Annotated in this window: 11 protein-coding genes; 4 read left to right on the forward strand and 7 right to left on the reverse strand. The window is 71.2% G+C overall.

What is annotated here, in order from left to right:
• Positions 1-49: 49 nt before the first annotated feature.
• Genes LUTJ29_RS0101250 through LUTJ29_RS0101260 form a run of 3 tightly spaced genes read right to left on the reverse strand, consistent with a single transcriptional unit; the run spans position 50 to position 2,824 of the window.
• Positions 50-853, reverse strand: a complete 804-nt coding sequence (locus LUTJ29_RS0101250; RefSeq protein ID WP_027070952.1) for a glycosyltransferase family 2 protein — start codon at positions 851-853, stop codon at positions 50-52.
• Complete coding sequence (locus LUTJ29_RS0101255) at positions 846-1,625, reverse strand: beta-ketoacyl synthase chain length factor (RefSeq protein ID WP_027070953.1); 780 nt, start codon at positions 1,623-1,625, stop codon at positions 846-848. The genes LUTJ29_RS0101250 and LUTJ29_RS0101255 overlap by 8 nt, the downstream gene beginning before the upstream one ends.
• Positions 1,622-2,824, reverse strand: a complete 1,203-nt coding sequence (locus tag LUTJ29_RS0101260) for a beta-ketoacyl-[acyl-carrier-protein] synthase family protein (protein WP_027070954.1) — start codon at positions 2,822-2,824, stop codon at positions 1,622-1,624. Before LUTJ29_RS0101260 ends, LUTJ29_RS0101255 begins: the two co-directional genes overlap by 4 nt.
• Positions 2,825-2,934: 110 nt before the next feature.
• Here LUTJ29_RS0101260 and LUTJ29_RS0101265 point away from each other — a divergent pair, with 110 nt between their 5' ends.
• The gene (locus tag LUTJ29_RS0101265; protein ID WP_043740022.1) at positions 2,935-3,624 is read left to right on the forward strand and encodes a YdcF family protein; all 690 of its coding nucleotides are present in this window, start codon (positions 2,935-2,937) and stop codon (positions 3,622-3,624) included.
• A gap of 23 nt (positions 3,625-3,647) precedes the next feature.
• Here the strand turns inward: LUTJ29_RS0101265 and LUTJ29_RS0101270 are convergent, their stop codons facing one another.
• From LUTJ29_RS0101270 to LUTJ29_RS0101280, 3 genes are all read right to left on the reverse strand, one after another.
• Positions 3,648-5,876, reverse strand: coding sequence for a S9 family peptidase (locus tag LUTJ29_RS0101270; protein ID WP_051322630.1), 2,229 nt, complete (start codon positions 5,874-5,876; stop codon positions 3,648-3,650).
• Positions 5,877-6,302: 426 nt separating this feature from the next.
• Positions 6,303-7,016, reverse strand: a complete 714-nt coding sequence (locus LUTJ29_RS0101275; RefSeq protein WP_027070957.1) for a glutathione S-transferase C-terminal domain-containing protein — start codon at positions 7,014-7,016, stop codon at positions 6,303-6,305.
• 171 nt (positions 7,017-7,187) lie between these two features.
• On the reverse strand, positions 7,188-9,767 hold the full coding sequence (locus LUTJ29_RS0101280; protein ID WP_027070958.1) for a glycoside hydrolase family 3 protein: 2,580 nt from the start codon (positions 9,765-9,767) through the stop codon (positions 7,188-7,190).
• A 309-nt stretch (positions 9,768-10,076) separates the two neighbouring features.
• On the opposite strand from LUTJ29_RS0101280, the gene LUTJ29_RS0101285 reads away from it, so the two are divergent.
• Together LUTJ29_RS0101285 and LUTJ29_RS0101290 are read left to right on the forward strand one after the other, a co-directional pair.
• Entirely contained in the window at positions 10,077-11,036 is a 960-nt protein-coding gene (locus LUTJ29_RS0101285; protein WP_232221142.1) for a LacI family DNA-binding transcriptional regulator, read from the forward strand.
• A 261-nt stretch (positions 11,037-11,297) separates the two neighbouring features.
• Positions 11,298-14,351, forward strand: coding sequence for a TonB-dependent receptor (locus LUTJ29_RS0101290; RefSeq protein WP_027070960.1), 3,054 nt, complete (start codon positions 11,298-11,300; stop codon positions 14,349-14,351).
• A 104-nt stretch (positions 14,352-14,455) separates the two neighbouring features.
• Here LUTJ29_RS0101290 and LUTJ29_RS0101295 read toward each other — a convergent pair whose 3' ends face one another.
• Entirely contained in the window at positions 14,456-16,045 is a 1,590-nt protein-coding gene (locus tag LUTJ29_RS0101295; RefSeq protein ID WP_084524524.1) for an MFS transporter, read from the reverse strand.
• 217 nt (positions 16,046-16,262) lie between these two features.
• Here LUTJ29_RS0101295 and LUTJ29_RS0101300 point away from each other — a divergent pair, with 217 nt between their 5' ends.
• Positions 16,263-16,913 (forward strand): TIGR00645 family protein, encoded by a 651-nt coding sequence (locus tag LUTJ29_RS0101300; protein WP_027070962.1) that lies wholly within the window; start codon positions 16,263-16,265, stop codon positions 16,911-16,913.
• The last annotated feature ends 335 nt before the right edge of the window (positions 16,914-17,248 follow it).

Genomic DNA, 17,248 nt, shown 5'->3' on the forward strand with positions numbered 1-17,248 from the left:
TGCGGTCTCGCGTGGCGGAAGGGGGAACGCGTGGTGCCGCAGCGGACGCCTACCGGCGCGCGACGGGACCGGATGTATCGGGGTCGAATACCACGGGCGGGCGTCGGCGGGCGTCGCGGTAGGCGCGCACCACCCGGCCGTTGGCGATCACCTGGCCGACCACGTGGCTGGTGATCCGGTACAGGTCGCGGAACAGGCGGAAGTGGCTCTTGCGGAACTGCTCGCTGCCGCCGGGCACGGCGTAGCGCGTTTCCACCGGGACCGCCACCACGCCGTACCCGAGGCGGCGCGCGGCCGAGATCAGGATCTGGGCCTCGAACACGAAGCCTTCGCCGGGCACGTCCTGCAGCGCCAGCACCGGCGCCGGGTACAGCCGCTGCCCGCTCTGGCTGTCCACCAGGCCGAAGCCGCAGCCCCAGGCGATGCCCCAGTCGCCGAACTCGTTGCCCAGCCGCCGGTACCAGGGCTGGGTGCTGCGCTTGCGCAGCCGCGCGCCGATGATGATGTTGCCCGGGTGGGCATTGGCCGCGGCGACGAGGCGCGGGATGTCGCGTGCGTCGTGCTGGCCGTCGCCGTCCATGGTCACCACCGCGGCCACGCCGCGGCGCAGCGCCTCGGCGAAGCCGTCGCGCAGGGCGCGGCCCTTGCCCATCCGGCGCGGATGGCGCAGCAGCACCGCGGGCGTGCCGGCGACGATCGCGGCGGTGTCGTCGTCCGAGCCGTCGTCGACCACGATCACCAGGTCGGACTGCTCCAGCGCGCCCGCCACCACTTCGGCGATGCGCAACGACTCGTTGAGCGCCGGGACCACCACCGCGACGTTACCGCGATGCAGGAGCGGCTGCTCAGCCATGCGCGATGTCCAGCTGCAGGTGGCGGCCGGCCCCTGCATGCAGCGCGACGCGGTCGCGGCGGCATGCCAGCGCGTCGAACAGCGGCAGCATCGGTGCCATCGCGTTGGTGCGGCCGCGCATGGCCAGCGCGCCCTCGCCGTCGCCGGCCTCGCCGTCGCACAGCGTCGCCGTGAGGCGCGGACCGGCGCCCGCGCGCGTGAGCACCAGCGCGGCGCCCAGCAGGCCTTCGCTGTGCGTGATCGTCGAGAGCAGCCCGGTGGCCCAGGTGTCATAGCCGACCAGCAGCACCGCGTCGGCGTCCGTGGCCAGCTGCGCCAGCGCTTCGAGCAGGCCCTGGGCGAAGCTCGCGCGATGCGCGCTGATCGCGGTGGTCGTGCGCATGCAGCCGGTACCGATGGTCCAGTAGCCGGCGGCGGCGTTGTGCACCGAATTGTGGAACTTCGTCGGCGAGACCTCGGTCGGCGCCTGCGCCAGGGTGGCGCACATGTAGTCGGTGATGCCCAGGTCGCCATGGGTGGAGGTGAACACCGACGGCAGCGATTCGGGCGCGACGCCCGCGTCGCGGCAGGCGGCCTGCGCCACTTCGAGCGCGACCAGCACCGAGGGCGGCGCGCGCCGGCGCTCGTTCGCAGGCAGCAGCTGCGGCGCGGGCTTGGCCGGCGCGTCGGCAGGCAGCGTGCCCGTGGTGGCGAACGCGCGCGCGGCGGCCCAGTCGGGCAGGCCCTCGCTCCAGTAGCCGATGCCGGCGATGGTGGCCGCGAGCGGGGTCATGCCGCGCCGCCCCGGCCGAACACCAGCGAGCAGTTGTTGCCGCCGAAGCCGAACGAGTTGTTCATCGCCCAGGCGACCGGACGCTCGGCATTGTCGAACCGGATCTGCGGCCCGCAGGCCGGGTCGGGCGTGGTGCTGTTGAGCGTGCCCGGGAGCCGCCCGTCGCGCAAGGCGATCAGGGCGAACACCGATTCGACGATGCCGGCCGCGCCCAGGGTGTGGCCGGTCCAGCCCTTGGTCGAGCTGGCGTGCAGCGAGTCGGGGAACAGCGCGGCGACCGCGCGCGCCTCGATCGCGTCGTTGGCCGGGGTCGAGGTGCCGTGCAGGTTGAGGTAGCCCACGGCGCCGGCGTCGATGCCGGCCCGCGCCAGCGCGTCGCGCATCGCCAGCGTGGCGCCGAGGCCCTCGGGATGCGGCGCGGACATGTGGTGGGCGTCGCTCGACTCGCCGTAGCCGCGCAGCTGCAGGCCGTCCTCGTCCGGCGCCGCGCGCTCGAGCACGGCGAAGCCGCCGGCCTCGCCCAGGGAAAGCCCGTCGCGCGAGGCGTCGAACGGCCGGCACGGTTCCGCCGACACCAGGCCGAGCGCGTTGAAGCCGAACAGCACGCTGCCGCACAGCGTGTCGACGCCGCCGACCAGGGCCGCGTCCACCACCCCGGCGTGGATCAGGCGCGCGGCCTGGGCGAACACCTTGGCGCTCGACGAGCAGGCGGTGGCCACGGTCACGCACGGGCCGCGCACGCCGGTGGCGTGCTGCAGGAAATCGCCCAGCGAATGCAGGGTGTGCACCATCGGCCGCTGCAGGTCGGGCGGGAAACAGGGCTGGCCCTGCGCGTCCACCGTCGCGCGCGCATAGCCTTCCTCGCTGGCGCCGATGCTCGACGTCGACGTGCCCACCACCAGCGCGACGCGGTCGGCGCCGTGGCGCGACACCGCGGCGTCCAGCGCCTCGCGCACCCCGTCCTGCTGCAGCGCCAGCCACGCGAGGCGGTTGTTGCGGCACTCCCAGGCCGCCAGTGCCTCCGGCAGCGACGCCTCCTCGATCCCGTCCACGCGCCCGATCCACGTGGGTAGCGGCGCGGGCCCGAATTCGTTGCGGCGCAGTCCGCTGCGTCGCGCCTGCAGTGCCCGGGCCTGCGCCTCCACGCCGCGCCCGAGGGCCGTGGTGGCGCTGAACGCGCGGATGGCGACGGGCGGCATGGGGCGGGGTGAACTGGTCGCGGGCACGGCGTGTCCTGTCCGGAGCCGGGCGAGTATAGCCAGCGCGCCGTGACGATAGACTGGCCGCCTTCCGGATCGGTTCCCTCACGATGCCGCGTTCACGCCTTGCCTACCGGCTGTCGCTGCTGGCCGATCGCGACGCCCTGCATTCGCTGGCGGTGGCGGCCCTCGCCTGCGTGGCGAGCCTCGGCGTGGTCTACCTCGGCTACCTGGCGCACGTGGTCCGGATCGCGCGCCGGGCGCCGTGCGAACCGGCGTGCGGCGAGACCGTGCTGCTGTTCGGCAAGCACGCCCCGGGCGGGCGTCCGGATCCCGATTTCCAGGCGCGCCTGTGGCGGGCCGCCACGCTGTGGCGCGAGCGCCCGCCGCGCAGCATGCTGCTGCTGGGCGGTGGCCCGGCGGGCGCGCCCAGCGAGGCGCGGCTGGCGCGCGAGCACCTGCTGTTGCTGGGCGTGCCGTCGGACGCGCCGCTGGTGCTCGAGGAACGTTCGCGCGACACGCTGCAGAACCTGCGCAATGCGCGCGCGCTGTGGCGGGACGGCGCGGCGCCCGCGACCGTGACCCTGCTCAGCAGCCGCTACCACCTGGCGCGTTGCGCCCTGCTGGCAGAGCGGCTGGGCCTGCACTGGGAACTGTGCGCGGCCGAGCCGGCGTTCGCCTGGCGGCCGGCGGTGCTGTGGCGCCTGGCCGCGGAAGCGGCCTACGTGTGCTGGGTGGACCTCGGCGCGCGCTGGGCGCGCCTGATCGGCCACCAGCGCATGCTGGCGCGGCTGGGCTGAGTCCCGCCGCGCCCCACTCCCGCCTACGGACGCAGGCAGCGGCGCAGGAACGTTTCGGCCAGCCGGTAGCGGTGCAGCGCGTCGCTGCCGCGCAGTCCGTGCTTGGCGCCCGGGTAGGTCATCAGCTCGAACGGCGTGCCGCGCGCCTGCAGGTCGCTCATCAGTGCGGTGGAGTTGGTGAACAGCACGTTGTCGTCCGCCATGCCGTGCACCAGCAGCAGCGCGCCCGGCCGGATGTTGGCCGAGTGCGCGAGCACGCGCGCGGCCGCGTAGCCGTCGGGGTTCGCGTCGGGCAGGCCCATGTAGCGCTCGGTGTAGTGGGTGTCGTACAGCGCCCAGTCGGTCACCGGCGCACCGGCGATGCCGCAGGCGTAGTCGTCGGGCGCGCGCGCCAGCAGCATCAGGGTCATGTAGCCGCCGTTCGACCAGCCGTGCACGCCGATGCGATCGCCGTCCACCCACGGCTGCGCGCGCAGCCACTCCACGCCCTTGCGCTGGTCGTCGACCTCCACCGTGCCCTGGCGACCGTACAGCGCGCCGCCGAACTCGCGCCCGCGCCGCGGCGTGCCGCGGTTGTCGAGCGAGAACACCACGTAGCCCTGCTGCGCCAGGTACTGGTTGAAGAACGCGTCCGAACGCCCCGGCCAGGCGTCGAGCACCGTCTGCGCCGCCGGACCGCCGTACACATGCACGATCACCGGGTACTTGCGGGACGGATCGAAGCCGGCCGGCCGGATGAGGCTGTAGTGCAGCGGGGTGGTGCCGTCGGCCGCGGTGAGGGTGCCGAATTCGGTCGGCAGGTGCGCGGCGCGGTAGGGCGCGTAGGGGTGCGCCGGATCGTCCAGGTCGTTGGGCAGCAGGCTCGCGATCAGGCGCCCGTCGGCGTCGTGCAGCACGACCTGCGGCGGCGTGGTGGTGCTGGACCAGCTGTCGACGTAGACGCTGGCATTGCGCGCGAAGCTCGCGTTGTGCACGCCGTCCTCGCGCGACAGGGTGCGGACCCGGCCGCCTTCGAGCGGTACCACGTGGACGTGGCGCTGGGTCGCAGCCGCGTCCGGCGCGGCGCCTTCCACGGCGCGTGCGCCGGCGCTGAAGTACACGAGGCCACGTGCCTGGTCGACCGCGAGCAGCTCGTCCACCGGCCACGGGCCGCTGGTGATCGGCTCGAGGTGCGAGCCGTCCTCCGACGCGAGGTACAGGTGCTGGTAACCGCTGCGCTCGGACGACCAGATGAAGCGGCCGTCGGCCAGGAAGCGCAGGCTGTTGTGCAGCGGCACCCAGGTGTCCGCGGTTTCGGTGACGAGGATGCGCTGGCGGCCGGTGGCCAGGTCCGCCTCGACCAGGTCCAGGCGCTGCTGGTCGCGGCTCTGGCGCTGGAAGGTCAGGCGCTGCGGATCGCGCCAGTCCACGCGCGCCAGGTAGATGTCGGGATCGGGACCGAGGTCGATCCACTTCGGGCGCGCGCCCGCGCGCGGGGCGATGACGCCCAGCTGGATCCGCACGTTGGCCTCGCCCGCGGCCGGGTAGCGCTGTTCGACGACCTCGGTGCGGTCGGCGTACACCTCGTAGCGGCGCACCAGCGGCACCGGCGATTCGTCGATGCGGGCGAAGGCGATCGCAGAGTCGTCCGGCGCCCACCAGTAGCCGGTGTGGCGATCCATCTCCTCGTCGGCGACGAATTCGGCCACGCCGTTGGCGACGGTGTCGCTGGCGTCGGAGGTCAGTCGCAGCTGGCGGCCGGTGGCAAGGTCGATCACCCAGAGGTCGCGGGCCCGGATGAAGCTGACGAAGCCGCCGCGCGGCGAGATCTTCGGATCGGTGGCGAAGCCTTCGCCGGAGGTGAGCTTGCGCACCGCGTCGGCGCCCCCCCGCTCCAGGTCGTACAGGTAGAGCTCGCCGCCGAGCGGGAACAGCAGGCGCTTCGAGTCGGGCGACCACTGGTAGTCGACGATGCCCGAGAGCCCGGCGATGCGCTGGCGCTCGCGGCGCGCCTTCTCCTCGTCGCTCAGGGCCTCCTCGCCGGGCAGCACCACGCTGGAATCGACCAGCATCCGGGTCTGCCCGCTGGCGACGTGGTACTCCCACAGGTCGAGCCGGTTGCGGTCATCCCGGCGCCCGCGCAGGAAGGTGACGCGCGAGCCGTCGGGCGCGATCTGCGGCTTCATCAGGGTCGGCCCCGACAGCGGGGCGTCGCCGGTGATGGCTTCGAGGGTGAGCTTGCCCGGCGCGGGCGGATTGGCGAGTGCGGGCATGGCGGCGAAGGCGAGTGCGGCGATCAGCACGGTCAGGCGCATGGAGCGGCGTTCCCGTCGGAATGGAATGGCGGACATCGTAACCGGGCGCGACGCGGGCAACGGGTGCCCGTGGTCATGCGTGCCCTCGGCCACTCCTGCCAGCCCTCGCGACGGGCGCCCGGAGAGCGCGTCCATCACAGGCCGCACGCGCCCCCGGTTCTTCACCTGCCGTAGCCTGGAAACGCACCGCAGCGACGCCGCAGTGACCCGGGGCGGGAGGGTGCGAGCGGCACACGGATGTGCCGCGGCCGCGAGTCGGACACGGACGTCCGACCGAGCGGCGCACCCTCCCGCCCCGGGGCGCTGCGGCCCGTCCGAAGAGGTGAACCGGAACGTGGGGGCCAGGCCCGGTCGGGCCAGCGCACCCGTCCGCGCCTCACCGCTTCACCGCTTCGGCTCGATCCCGAACAGCAGCTTCTTCTGCTCGTCGCTCATCGGCTTGCCCGCGTCGGGATTGACCTGCTTCGCCAGCGCGTAGGCGCGCGCGGTCGCCGGCCGCGCCCGGATGGCGGCGTGCCAGCGCCGCACCTCGGGGTAGGGCGCCATGTCGATGGGCGCCTTGTCGTAGACCCCGATCCACGGGTAGATCGCCATGTCCGCGATCGTGTACTCGTCGCCGGCGACGAAGGCGCGCCCCGCCAGCCGCCTGTCGAGCACGCCGAGCAGGCGGTTGGCCTCGTTGGCGTAACGGGTCTTCGCGTACTCGATCGGCTCGGGCGCGTACACGTGGAAGTGCCCGTACTGCCCGGTCATCGGCCCCAGGCCGGCCATCTGCCAGAACAGCCACTCCAGGGTCGCGGTGCGGCCACGCAGGTCGGTTGGCAGGAAGCGTCCGGTCTTCCCGGCCAGGTAGAGCAGGATCGCGCCGGATTCGAACACGCTCAACGGGCCGCCGCCGTCGGCCGGCGCGTGGTCGACGATGGCCGGCATCTTGTTGTTGGGCGAGATCGCGAGGAACTCCGGCTTGAACTGGTCGCCGTTGGCAATGTCGACGCCATGCACGCGGTACTCGAGTGGCGCGCCGGCTTCCGCCAGCTCCTCGAGCATCAGAGTGATCTTGTGGCCATTGGGGGTCGGCCAGTAGTACAGGTCGATCATGGGGGGGACTCCTTGCAGGAACACCCCCAAGTGTAGGCACTGCCGTCTCCGGCGTGTGTCGACGCCGCGCCACCACGCGCGCGGCCCGGGCATGGCCCGGGCCGCGCGGGGAAGGAAGGAAAATACCGGGGCGGCCAGTCCATGGTCGGCGCGCCCCGGCGGAGGAGACGGTCAGCTGGTCGGGCAGGTGACCAGCTGGTCGTATTCGGTGCTGGCGGCCACGCGCGCCAGCGCGATCTTCGCGCCCGCGTCGCTGCGCAGCTGGAACGGGACGTCGAGCCGGCCGGTGTCGGCGCCGTACAGGCGCAGGCACTTGAGCGGCACCGCGAGCCGGATCCACTCGCCGCGCGGCAACCCGGCGAGCGCGTCGCCGATCTCGACCTCGCTGCCGCAGCCTTCGCCGCACGCCGCCCCCAGCGACGCCTTGCCGCCATCCGGCAGCGCATCCACGCGCAGGTGCAGCACCACGGGCACGTCGCCGTTGGTCTCGCGGGTCAGGTCGAGCGGTTCGGACGACACGACACGCACCTCGGCCGGACCCGACCAGGCGAACAGGCGCGCGCCTTCCTGCACCTCGTGGTTGATCGCCGTCATCTGCAGCGAACCGTCGCCGGTCGCGGCGGCGGGCTGGGTGACGTCGACCGCGTTGCCGTCGGCGCCGACCAGGCGCAGCGTGTAGCCGGTGGCCGGCACGCCGCGTTCGAACCAGGTATTGGCGGACGCCGCGTCCGGATCCACGCCCGGATCCTCGGGCAGCGGCGCGAGGTCGCCGTTGTCGGCGTAGGTCAGGCCGTAGCCGAACGGGAACGCCGGGTCGTAGCCCTCCTGGCCGTAGTTGTTGAGGTACTGGTCGGCGCGCCTGGGCCAGGAGAAGCTCAGCTTGCCCTTGAAGTCGAACTGCGGCTGGCCGTCCGCGCCGCGCAGCAGCACGTCGGCCACGCCACCGCCTTCCGAACCCGGCAGCCACGCCGCGACGAAGGCGTCGGACGCGTTGATCTCGCGGTTCATCCACAGCGGGCGGCCGCTCAGGAACACCGCCACCACCGGGATGCCGTCGGCCTTGAGCTTCTGGATCAGCTCCAGGTCGCCGGACTTGCCGGACTTGAACAGCAGGTCGGACAGGTCGCCCTGGAACTCGGCGTAGGGTTCCTCGCCGAACACCACGATCGCGACGTCGGGCTTGCGCTTGTACGCACCGTCCACCGCCAGTTCGGCGCGGCCGCCCGCGGCCTCGACCTGGGCGCGGATGCCGTCCCAGATCGTGTCGGCGTTCGGGAAATCCTCGCGCCTGGTGTCGCTGCCCTGCCAGGTGAGGGTCCAGCCGCCGGTCTGCTTGGACATGTTGTCGGCGCCGTCGCCGGCCACCAGCACGTTCTGCTTCGGCGACAGCGGCAGGATCCCGCCCTGGTTCTTCAGCAGCACCAGCGACTCGCGCACCGCCTGGCGCGCGACCGCGCGGTGCTCGGGCGCACCAAGCAGCTCGAACTTCCCGCCCAGCGCACGCTCGGAGGGCTTGGGCTTGTCGAACAGGTTGGCGCGGAACTTCACCCGCAGGATGCGGCGCACCGCGTCGTCGAGCCGCTCCATCGGGATGGTGCCGGCCTTGACGTGGGCCAGGGTGGACTCGTACAGGCCCTTCCAGCTGTCGGGCGCCATGGCCATGTCGAGGCCGGCGATGAAGGTCTGCGCGCAGTCGGTGGTGGTGCAGCCCTCGACCTGGCCGTGGCCGTTCCAGTCGCCGACCACGAAGCCGCCGAAGTTCATCCGGCCCTTGAGCACGTCGGTGAGCAGCGGCTTGTGGCCGTGCATCTTCCGGCCGTGGTAGCTGTTGAACGAGGCCATCACCGCCTGCGCCCCGGCCTCGATCGCGGGCACGTAGCCGGCGGCGTGGATGTCGCGCAGCTGCGCCTCGGTGGCGGTGTTGTCGCCCTGGTCGCGGCCGCCGTCGGTGCCGCCGTCGCCCAGGTAGTGCTTGACCGAGCTCATCACGTGGTGGTCGTCGAGGAACTCGGGCGTGCCCGGCTTGCCCTGCAGGCCCTCGACAAACACGCCGGCGAACGACGCCACCAGTTCGGGGTTCTCGGAGTAGCCCTCGTAGGCGCGGCCCCAGCGGTCGTCCTGCGGCACCGCGACGGTCGGCGCGAAGGTCCACTCCATGCCGGTGGTGCGGGTCTCGATCGCGGTGATGCGCGCGATCTCGCGCAGCAGCTCGGGATTGCGCGTCGCGCCCAGGCCGATGTTGTGCGGGAACAGGGTGGCGCCGACGATGTTGCTCTGGCCGTGCATCGCGTCGATGCCCCAGATCACCGGGATCGCCTTGCCGCCGCCGCTGGTGTCCATCGACGCTTCCCAGAACGCGTCGGCCAGCGCCAGCCATTCCTCCGGCTTCGCGTTGTAGCGGCCGCCGGGGTCGGACCCGCCGCCGGCGAGGATCGAACCGAGGCGGTACTTGCGCACGTCCTCGGGCGTGGTGCTGGCGATGTCGCCCTGGATGACCTGGCCGACCTTCTCCTCCAGCGTCATCGACGCCAGCAGCTCGTCGACCTTGCGCTCGAGTTCGGGATCTTCCGCGAACGGCCACTGCGGCTGCGGCCAGTTGGCCGGATCGATCGCGCCCGGGGCGGTGGTCGCGGACGCATCCGGCTGCGCGGCGCCGCCGGCGCGGTCGCCGCTGCACGCGGCGAGCAGCAGGGCCGCGGCCAGCCCCGCGGTCAGGCGCGAAACGGACAGGAAGGCGCGGGATGTACTCATGTAAGGCGATTCCCCTCGTGGCGGCAGTCGGCGAACCCGTCGCGGCGAAATGGCGCGTCGCGACATGACAGCGTTGTCAGAATGTGCACCATACCCGGTCTTTGGCGGCGATGCTTGCTGCACAGCACAAGCGGCCCGCCGGGATCCCGGGAGAAGCAGATGGCACCGCAACCCGACGAGGTGGGCAAGCGCGCGGCCGGCGTGGAGGACGACGCGGCTCTGGCAGAATCCCCGCCCGTGAAACGCAGGATCGACAGGCCGGTGGGCCGGGTGCGGATCGAGGACGTCGCGGCCGAGGCCGGCGTGTCGATGAAGACCGTCTCGCGCGTGCTCAACGACGAGCCCAACGTCTCGGAGGCGACCCGGGAGCGGGTGCGCGCGGTCGTCGAACGCCTGCAGTACCGCCCGCATCCGTCCGCGCGGGTGCTGGCCGGGCGTCGCTCCTACCTGGTGGCGATGCTCTACGACAACCCGTCGAGCAACTACCTGATGGAGGTCGAGCTGGGCGTGCTCGACGCCTGCCAGGCCCAGCACTACAACCTGATGCTGGCCCCGCTGGAGTACGACGCCAAGGACATCGTGGCAAAGGTCGAGGCGCTGGTGCTGCAGTCGCGCCTGGACGGCGTGGTCCTGACCCCGCCGATCACCGACGACGCCGCGCTGCTCGCCCGCCTGGACGAGCTCGGGATCCCGTGGTCGAGCATCTCCGCGCGCGAACCCAACCGCCGCGTCGGCGTGGTCGTCGACGAGCGCAGCGCGGTCGCGGAGATGATCGCCCACCTCGCGGGACTGGGACACCGCCGGATCGCGCACATCAAGGGCCATCCCGCGCACGGCGCGAGCGAGTGGCGCCTGGCCGGATACCTCGACGGCCTCGAGCGGGCCGGGATCGGGCTCGACCCGGCGCTGGTGGTCGAGGGCGGCTTCTCCTACGAGTCGGGTTTCGACGCCACCAACCGCCTGCTCGACCTGCCCGAACCGCCGACCGCGATCTTCGCCGCCAACGACGACATGGCGGCCGGCGCGATCGGCGCGATCTGCGAGCGGGGCATGTCCGTGCCGAAGCACGTCTCGGTGTGCGGGTTCGACGACACGCCGATCGCGCGCCACATCTATCCGGCGCTGACCACCGTCCGCCAGCCCACGCGCGACATGGGCCGCCTGGCGGGACTCGAGCTGCTCAGGGAAATCCGCGAACGCGGACAGGGAAGCCTGGTCACGGTGCCGTACACGCTCCAGCTGCGGCGCTCGACCGGCCCCAAGCCCTGACCGGTCGCTGGCGCTTCGCGCCATCCCGCTGATCCCCCCTTGCCGATGGCCAGGGGCCGGTCGGTGACAGCGCAGTCGGCGCAGAAGCGTGCTGCACCGCACCATCATTTCCGCCGGGGAGCGCCGGAAAACGCGCGGTGGTAACGCTACCATCGCGACGCGTTTGACAACGCTGTCAGTCATCGACCTAATGCAGGCGCGCGGCCAGCGGCCGTGCCGACAATCCGATTTTTCGTGACGACCTTGGGAGAGGGAAGGTTCATGAAACACACGCACGCAGCGCCCCGGCGGCGCATGCTGGCGTCGGCGCTGCTTCTCGCGCTGGCGTCACTCGCAGCACAGGCCCAGGACGCGAGTCCTGCCACCCCACCCGGCCAGGCCGAAGACGCGGACACGCTCGACGCCGTCGTCGTGGTCGGCATCCGCGCCAGCCTCGAATCGTCGATGAACCTCAAGCGCGATGCCCAGGGCGTCGTCGACGGGATCGTCGCCGAGGACATCGGCAAGTTCCCCGACACCAACCTGGCCGAATCGCTCCAGCGCATCAGCGGCGTGTCGATCGACCGTTCGATGGGCGAGGGCTCGCGCGTCACCGTGCGTGGCGTCGGGCCGGACTTCAACCTGGTCCTGCTCAACGGGCGGCAGATGCCGGCCTCGAGCATCGAGGCGACCAACGCCTCCAACTCGCGCGCGTTCGACTTCGCCAACCTCGCCTCCGAGTCGGTCTCGGCGGTCGAGGTCTACAAGACGGGCCGCGCGGCCACGCCCACCGGGGGCATCGGCGCCACCATCAACATCCGCACCGCGCGCCCGTTCGACAGCGGCCCGCTGGCCAGCGTCGGCCTCAAGGCCGTGCACGACGCATCGGTCGACAACCTGCCGGAGCCGATGCAGGGCCGGCAGTGGACCGGCGAGCTGTCGGGCATCTTCGCCGACACCTTCGCCGACGGCCGCTTCGGCGTCGCGCTGAGTGGCAGCTACCAGGACCGCGACTTCGGCTACAACGAGGCGGGCGTGGCCGGCGGCTGGTACGGCTGTCCGCGCTGGTGCGACCCGCTCGCGACGCCCGAAGTGGCGGCCAATGCGACCAACCCGCCGGGGCCGGACGACGTGTACGCCGTGCCGCAGAACCTGCTGTACGCGGTCAATTCCGTGCGGCGGCAGCGCACCAACGGCCAGGCCACGCTGCAATGGGCGCCGACCGAGACGGTCACCGCGACCCTCGACTACACCTACGCCGAGAACCGGATCCGGGCCCGCCGCCACGAGCTGTCGACGTGGTTCAACCTCGCCGCCTCGGAGACCGAGTGGACCGACGGCCCGATCGCCTCTCCGCTGCGCTACACCGAGTACGCCGGTTGCTACAACCCGTCCACCGACCAGTGGGCCGGCAGCGACAACGCCAACAACTGCCCGGCCGGCTTCGAGCCGCGCTGGGGCGACCTGGCCATGGCCGGCTCGCTCAACTGGACCAGGAACGAGAACAAGTCGCTCGGCTTCAACCTCGCCTGGGAAGTCAACGACGCGCTCGACCTGGAGTTCGACTACCACAGCTCGAGCGCCGAGTCGGGCGCCGACAGCCCGTACGGCTCCAACAACGTGATCGGCACCGCGGCGTTCGTGCGCGGCGTCACCAGCGTCGACTTCAGCGGCGACTTCCCGGTGCTCTCGGTGCTGCTGCCGCCCGGCATGGACGGCGTCGGCGCCGACCAGATGATGGTCACCGGCTCGTCGTTCCGGAACAGCTACATGAAGTCGGAGGTGGACCAGGGCCAGCTGCGCGGCAGCTTCCGCTTCGGCGACTACTCGCGGCTCGACTTCGGGGTGGCCTACACCGAGGTCCGCAACCGCACCGCCTACCACTTCACCCAGCGCGACGACTGGGGCGGGTTCGGAAACGGCGCCGCGGACTACGACGACAGCCTGTGGATCGGCGACGACATGAGCCGGTACTTCGACCGCTTCCCCGGCAGCGGCAACGCGTTCGGCGACTTCTTCGTGTTCGACTTCCTGGCCCTGCGCGATGCCGCCATCGCCGCCCGCGGCGGCGACGAGGCCGCGTACCTGCCGCCGGACCACTTCTCCACCGACCGCCGCACCACCGAGAAGTCCAGGAGCGCCTACGTGCAGTGGAGCGACACCTTCGGCGAGCAGATGCCGCTGAATGTGGCCGTGGGCGTGCGCTACGAGGAGACCGACGTCATCTCCAGCGCCCTGGTGCCGATCGCGACCGGGCTGCTGTGGACCGGCAACAACGAGTTCTCGGTCCAGTTCGGCGACCCGGACTTCACCACCCTGCGCGGGAGCTACGACTACTGGCTGCCGAGCATCGACCTGGGCCTGGAGCTGGCCGACGACATGCTGCTGCGCGCCAGCTACGGCCACAGCATCGGCCGGCCGCAGTGGAACCACATCCAGGGCGGGCAGACGATCGATTCGTTCGCGGCCTACGAGGGCGGCACCGGCTCGCAGGGCGACCCGGGCCTGAAGCCGCTGGAATCGCGCAACCTCGACCTCTCGTTCGAGTGGTACTACGGCGAGGGCAGCTACGTCTCGGTCGGCTGGTTCCGCAAGGATATCGACAACTACATCGGCACCTCGGTGATCGAGACCAGCGCCTTCGACCTGCGCACCCCGGTGGGCGGCGCCCTGTTCAACGAGGCGGTCGCCAACGGCTGCGTCGAGGGCTCGATCGACTTCCGCGGCTGCGTGCGCCGCTACATCCTCGAGAACTACGCCGGCACGCCGGGGGTCGTGCAGACCGGCGTCGGCCAGGACGGGCAGCCGCTGGGCACCATCGCCGGCATGCCCGGCGACCCGCTGGCGGTGTTCCGGATCACGGTGCCGGTCAACCGCGACTCCTCCCAGCTCGACGGCTGGGAGCTCAACGTCCAGCACATGTTCGGCGACACCGGCTTCGGTCTCGCGGCGAACTACACCATCGTCGACTCCGACCTCACCTACGACGACCGCGACCTGTTCGATCAGTTCGCCCTGGTCGGCCTGAGCGACTCGGCCAACCTGGTGGCGTTCTACGACAAGGGGCCGTGGCAGGTGCGCGCGGCGTACAACTGGCGCGACCGCTTCCTGGCCAGCACCTACGACAGCTGGCGGCCGAACCCGGTGTACGTCGAGGACTACGGCCAGCTCGACCTCAACATCAGCTACCAGGTCAACGAACACCTGTCGCTGCATGCCGAGGCGATCAACCTGACCGACGAGACCGCGCGCACGCACGGACGCGACGAGCGGCAGGTGTTCTACGCCACCCAGACCGGGCCGCGCTACATGCTCGGCCTGCGCTACCGGTTCTGACCGCGGGCGGCCGCGGCGCGCGGGCATGCCCGCCGCCGCGGCACGTGGCGGACCCGGCCCGTCTCGGCGGCCCCGGGTCCGCGGACCCGGCTGGATGCCGCGGGTCAGTGGCCCGCGGACGCGGCCAGCCGGTCCAGGTCGATGCCCTGGCGGCGCAGGATCGCCGGGGTGCGCGCGGCGTAGAACGCGAGGTAGGCGAAGCAGGCGACGCCGACCAGGAAGCTGACGTGGATGCCGGCGGTGTCGGCCAGCCAGCCCTGCAGCCAGCTGACCAGGCCGCCGCCCATGATCATCATCACCAGCAGGCTGCTGCCCTGTCCGGTGTTGCGGCCCAGGCCGGTGATCGCCAGCGCGAAGATGCACGGCCACATCGTGCTGCAGAACAGGCCGACGCTGGTGAAGGCGATCACGCTGGTCATGCCGCTGGTCAGCATGCCGACCACCAGCGCGGCGATGCCGCACAGCGAGAAGATCAGCAGCATCCGCGCCGGGTTGCCGCGGCTGGCGAAGGTCGCCGCCACCATCACCACGATCACCGCGGCGTAGAGCAGGAACTGCGAGACCGAGTAGCCGGCGATGGTGTTGACCGCCAGGAACACGCCGAAGGCGAGGTAGGGCAGCAACAGGGTGAGCACCAGGCGCACGTTGGGCGGCGCGCCGAAGGCGCCGGCGGCGCCGGCCCAGCGGCCGATCATCAGGCTCGCCCAGTACAGCGAGACGAACGGCGCGATCATCGACGTGTCCAGGCCGAGGCCACCCTGGTCGGCCGGCAGCTTGAGGTAGGCCGGGAGGTTGGCGATGGTCGCGACCTCGACGCCGACGTAGACGAAGATCGCCAGCATCCCCAGCACCAGCTGCGGATAGGCGAAGGCCGAGCCCTTGTGCACCAGCCTGCTTGCGTCCGCGGCTTCCTCCGCCGCGATCCCTTCCAGGTCGATGCGGTTGGGTACCGACGAGAACTTCAGGAACACCGCCACCAGCACGAACGCGGCGCCGAGCACCAGGTACGGGACCTTGACCGACTCGATGCTGGCCTCGGTGCCGCCGGCGGCCACGCTGCCGAAGATCGCCAGGCTCACCAGCAGAGGCCCGATCGTGGTGCCGAAGTTGTTGACGCCGCCGGCCATGGTCAGGCGCTGCGCGCCCGTCGCCGGGTCGCCCATCATGATTGCCAGCGGGTTGGCGGCGATCTGCTGCAGCGAAAAGCCCAGGCCGACGATGAACAGGCCCGAGAGCATCAGCCCGAACGACCCGGTGTTGGCGGCCGGGTAGAACAGCAGCGTGCCGACCGCCGAGACCAGCAGGCCCACGGCGATGCCGTTCTTGTAGCCGATCCGGTTGAGCAGGTCGGCGCCGATCGCCCTGGAGGTGAGGAAGTAGATGATCGAGCCGACGGTATAGGCGACGTAGAACGCCACCGCCACGTACTGGCTCTGCGCCTGGGTCAGGGAAAAGGCGTTCTTGAAGACCGGGATCAGGATCTCGTTGCTGGCGGCCACGAAGCCCCAGAAGAAGAACACGGTGATCAGGACGAGGAACTGCGACCAGCGGGTCTGGTGGGTCGTCATGGGGCTGCCGTGGAAGACGAAGGAAGGGACTGACAGGTTGGAGGCGGCCGGACGATGGTCCGGCCGCCTCCGGCCCGGGCGCGGCGCGGCGCGCCTCTCCTCGCGTCGCGGCCGCCACCCGGGCACCCCGAGGCTTGTACAGGTCGCTTGACAACGTTGTCAAACGTTGCCGCGGAAAGCGCTTGGCCGGACGCGCAAGTCATTGAATATTCCGCCGATTCCTGTGCGACGCAGCATGGACTCCGCGCGTCATGCGCCGGCACCGGTCCGGACGCTTGGCGGCCGCCGGGCGGGCCGCTAACCTCCGCGCTCCCGCCACGCCGCGCCGCGCCCCCACCCGCCGATGTCCACCACCATCCCGCCTCACGGGCTCCGCCCGCTCGCCTTCGTGATCTTCGGTTCGCGCTGGCTGCAGCTTCCCCTCTACCTCGGCCTGATCGTCGCCCAGTGCGTCTACGTGGTCCTGTTCCTCAAGGAGCTGTGGCACCTGGTGCACGACGTCAACAACCTCAACGAGCAGGGCGTGATGCTGCTGGTGCTGGGGCTGATCGACGTGGTCATGATTTCCAACCTGCTGGTGATGGTGATCGTCGGCGGCTACGAGACCTTCGTATCGCGCCTGGGCCTGCAAGGGCATCCCGACCAGCCCGAGTGGCTGAGCCACGTCAACGCCAGCGTGCTCAAGGTGAAGCTGGCGATGGCGATCATCGGCATCTCCTCGATCCACCTGCTCAAGAGCTTCATCGCCGCGGGGGAAGTGGGGCTGCCGCTGTGCGGAAGCATCGAGTTCGTCAATGCGATGGCCACGCACGCGGCCGCGGTGGCGGACGGGCTGTCACCGCTCGAACCGGCCTGCACCCGGGTCACTGCCGAAGGCGTGATGTGGCAGTCGATCATCCATGGCGCCTTCATCCTTTCGGCCATGGGCATCGCCTACACCGACAAGCTCATGACCGGAAGCACCACCCGGCGCGAGCACGCCGCCGGCCATTGATGTTGCGACGCAGCGCCGTCGCCGGGCGTGTTCCACGCTTGCCCCGGCGGTGGCCTGCGCGCCTTGCACGCGGAGAAGACAGCGGTAGCCTTCCGCGCACTTGCGCGAGGCACGGAGGCCGTTTCGGGAGAAACGACCGCGCTGTCATGCGCTTCGTGTCGTGTTGCTGCAGTGCAAAGTGACACCCCGCGTAACACCATGTTATCAATTCGTAGCGCTGATGTTAGCGCTAACAACTATTACGACAAGGCAGGGAGGCAGGCCGGTTCCGTGAAACAGGCGCCATGCCGGTGTCGCCCGGGGGCTGCAGGCCGGTCCCGCGGGCGGACGATCCG

Origin of the sequence: Luteimonas sp. J29 (assembly GCF_000472505.1) — a bacterium.
In the GTDB taxonomy this organism is placed as follows: domain Bacteria; phylum Pseudomonadota; class Gammaproteobacteria; order Xanthomonadales; family Xanthomonadaceae; genus Luteimonas.

Excerpts from the sequence above, each read along its gene's own strand:
- LUTJ29_RS0101250 (WP_027070952.1), bottom strand. The coding sequence starts at position 853 with ATGGCTGAGCAGCCGCTCCTGCATCGCGGTAACGTCGCGGTGGTGGTC.
- LUTJ29_RS0101255 (WP_027070953.1), bottom strand. The coding sequence starts at position 1,625 with ATGACCCCGCTCGCGGCCACCATCGCCGGCATCGGCTACTGGAGCGAG.
- LUTJ29_RS0101260 (WP_027070954.1), bottom strand. The coding sequence starts at position 2,824 with ATGCCGCCCGTCGCCATCCGCGCGTTCAGCGCCACCACGGCCCTCGGG.
- LUTJ29_RS0101265 (WP_043740022.1), top strand. The coding sequence starts at position 2,935 with ATGCCGCGTTCACGCCTTGCCTACCGGCTGTCGCTGCTGGCCGATCGC.
- LUTJ29_RS0101270 (WP_051322630.1), bottom strand. The coding sequence starts at position 5,876 with ATGCCCGCACTCGCCAATCCGCCCGCGCCGGGCAAGCTCACCCTCGAA.
- LUTJ29_RS0101275 (WP_027070957.1), bottom strand. The coding sequence starts at position 7,016 with ATGATCGACCTGTACTACTGGCCGACCCCCAATGGCCACAAGATCACT.
- LUTJ29_RS0101280 (WP_027070958.1), bottom strand. The coding sequence starts at position 9,767 with ATGAGTACATCCCGCGCCTTCCTGTCCGTTTCGCGCCTGACCGCGGGG.
- LUTJ29_RS0101285 (WP_232221142.1), top strand. The coding sequence starts at position 10,077 with ATGAAGACCGTCTCGCGCGTGCTCAACGACGAGCCCAACGTCTCGGAG.
- LUTJ29_RS0101290 (WP_027070960.1), top strand. The coding sequence starts at position 11,298 with ATGAAACACACGCACGCAGCGCCCCGGCGGCGCATGCTGGCGTCGGCG.
- LUTJ29_RS0101300 (WP_027070962.1), top strand. The coding sequence starts at position 16,263 with ATGTCCACCACCATCCCGCCTCACGGGCTCCGCCCGCTCGCCTTCGTG.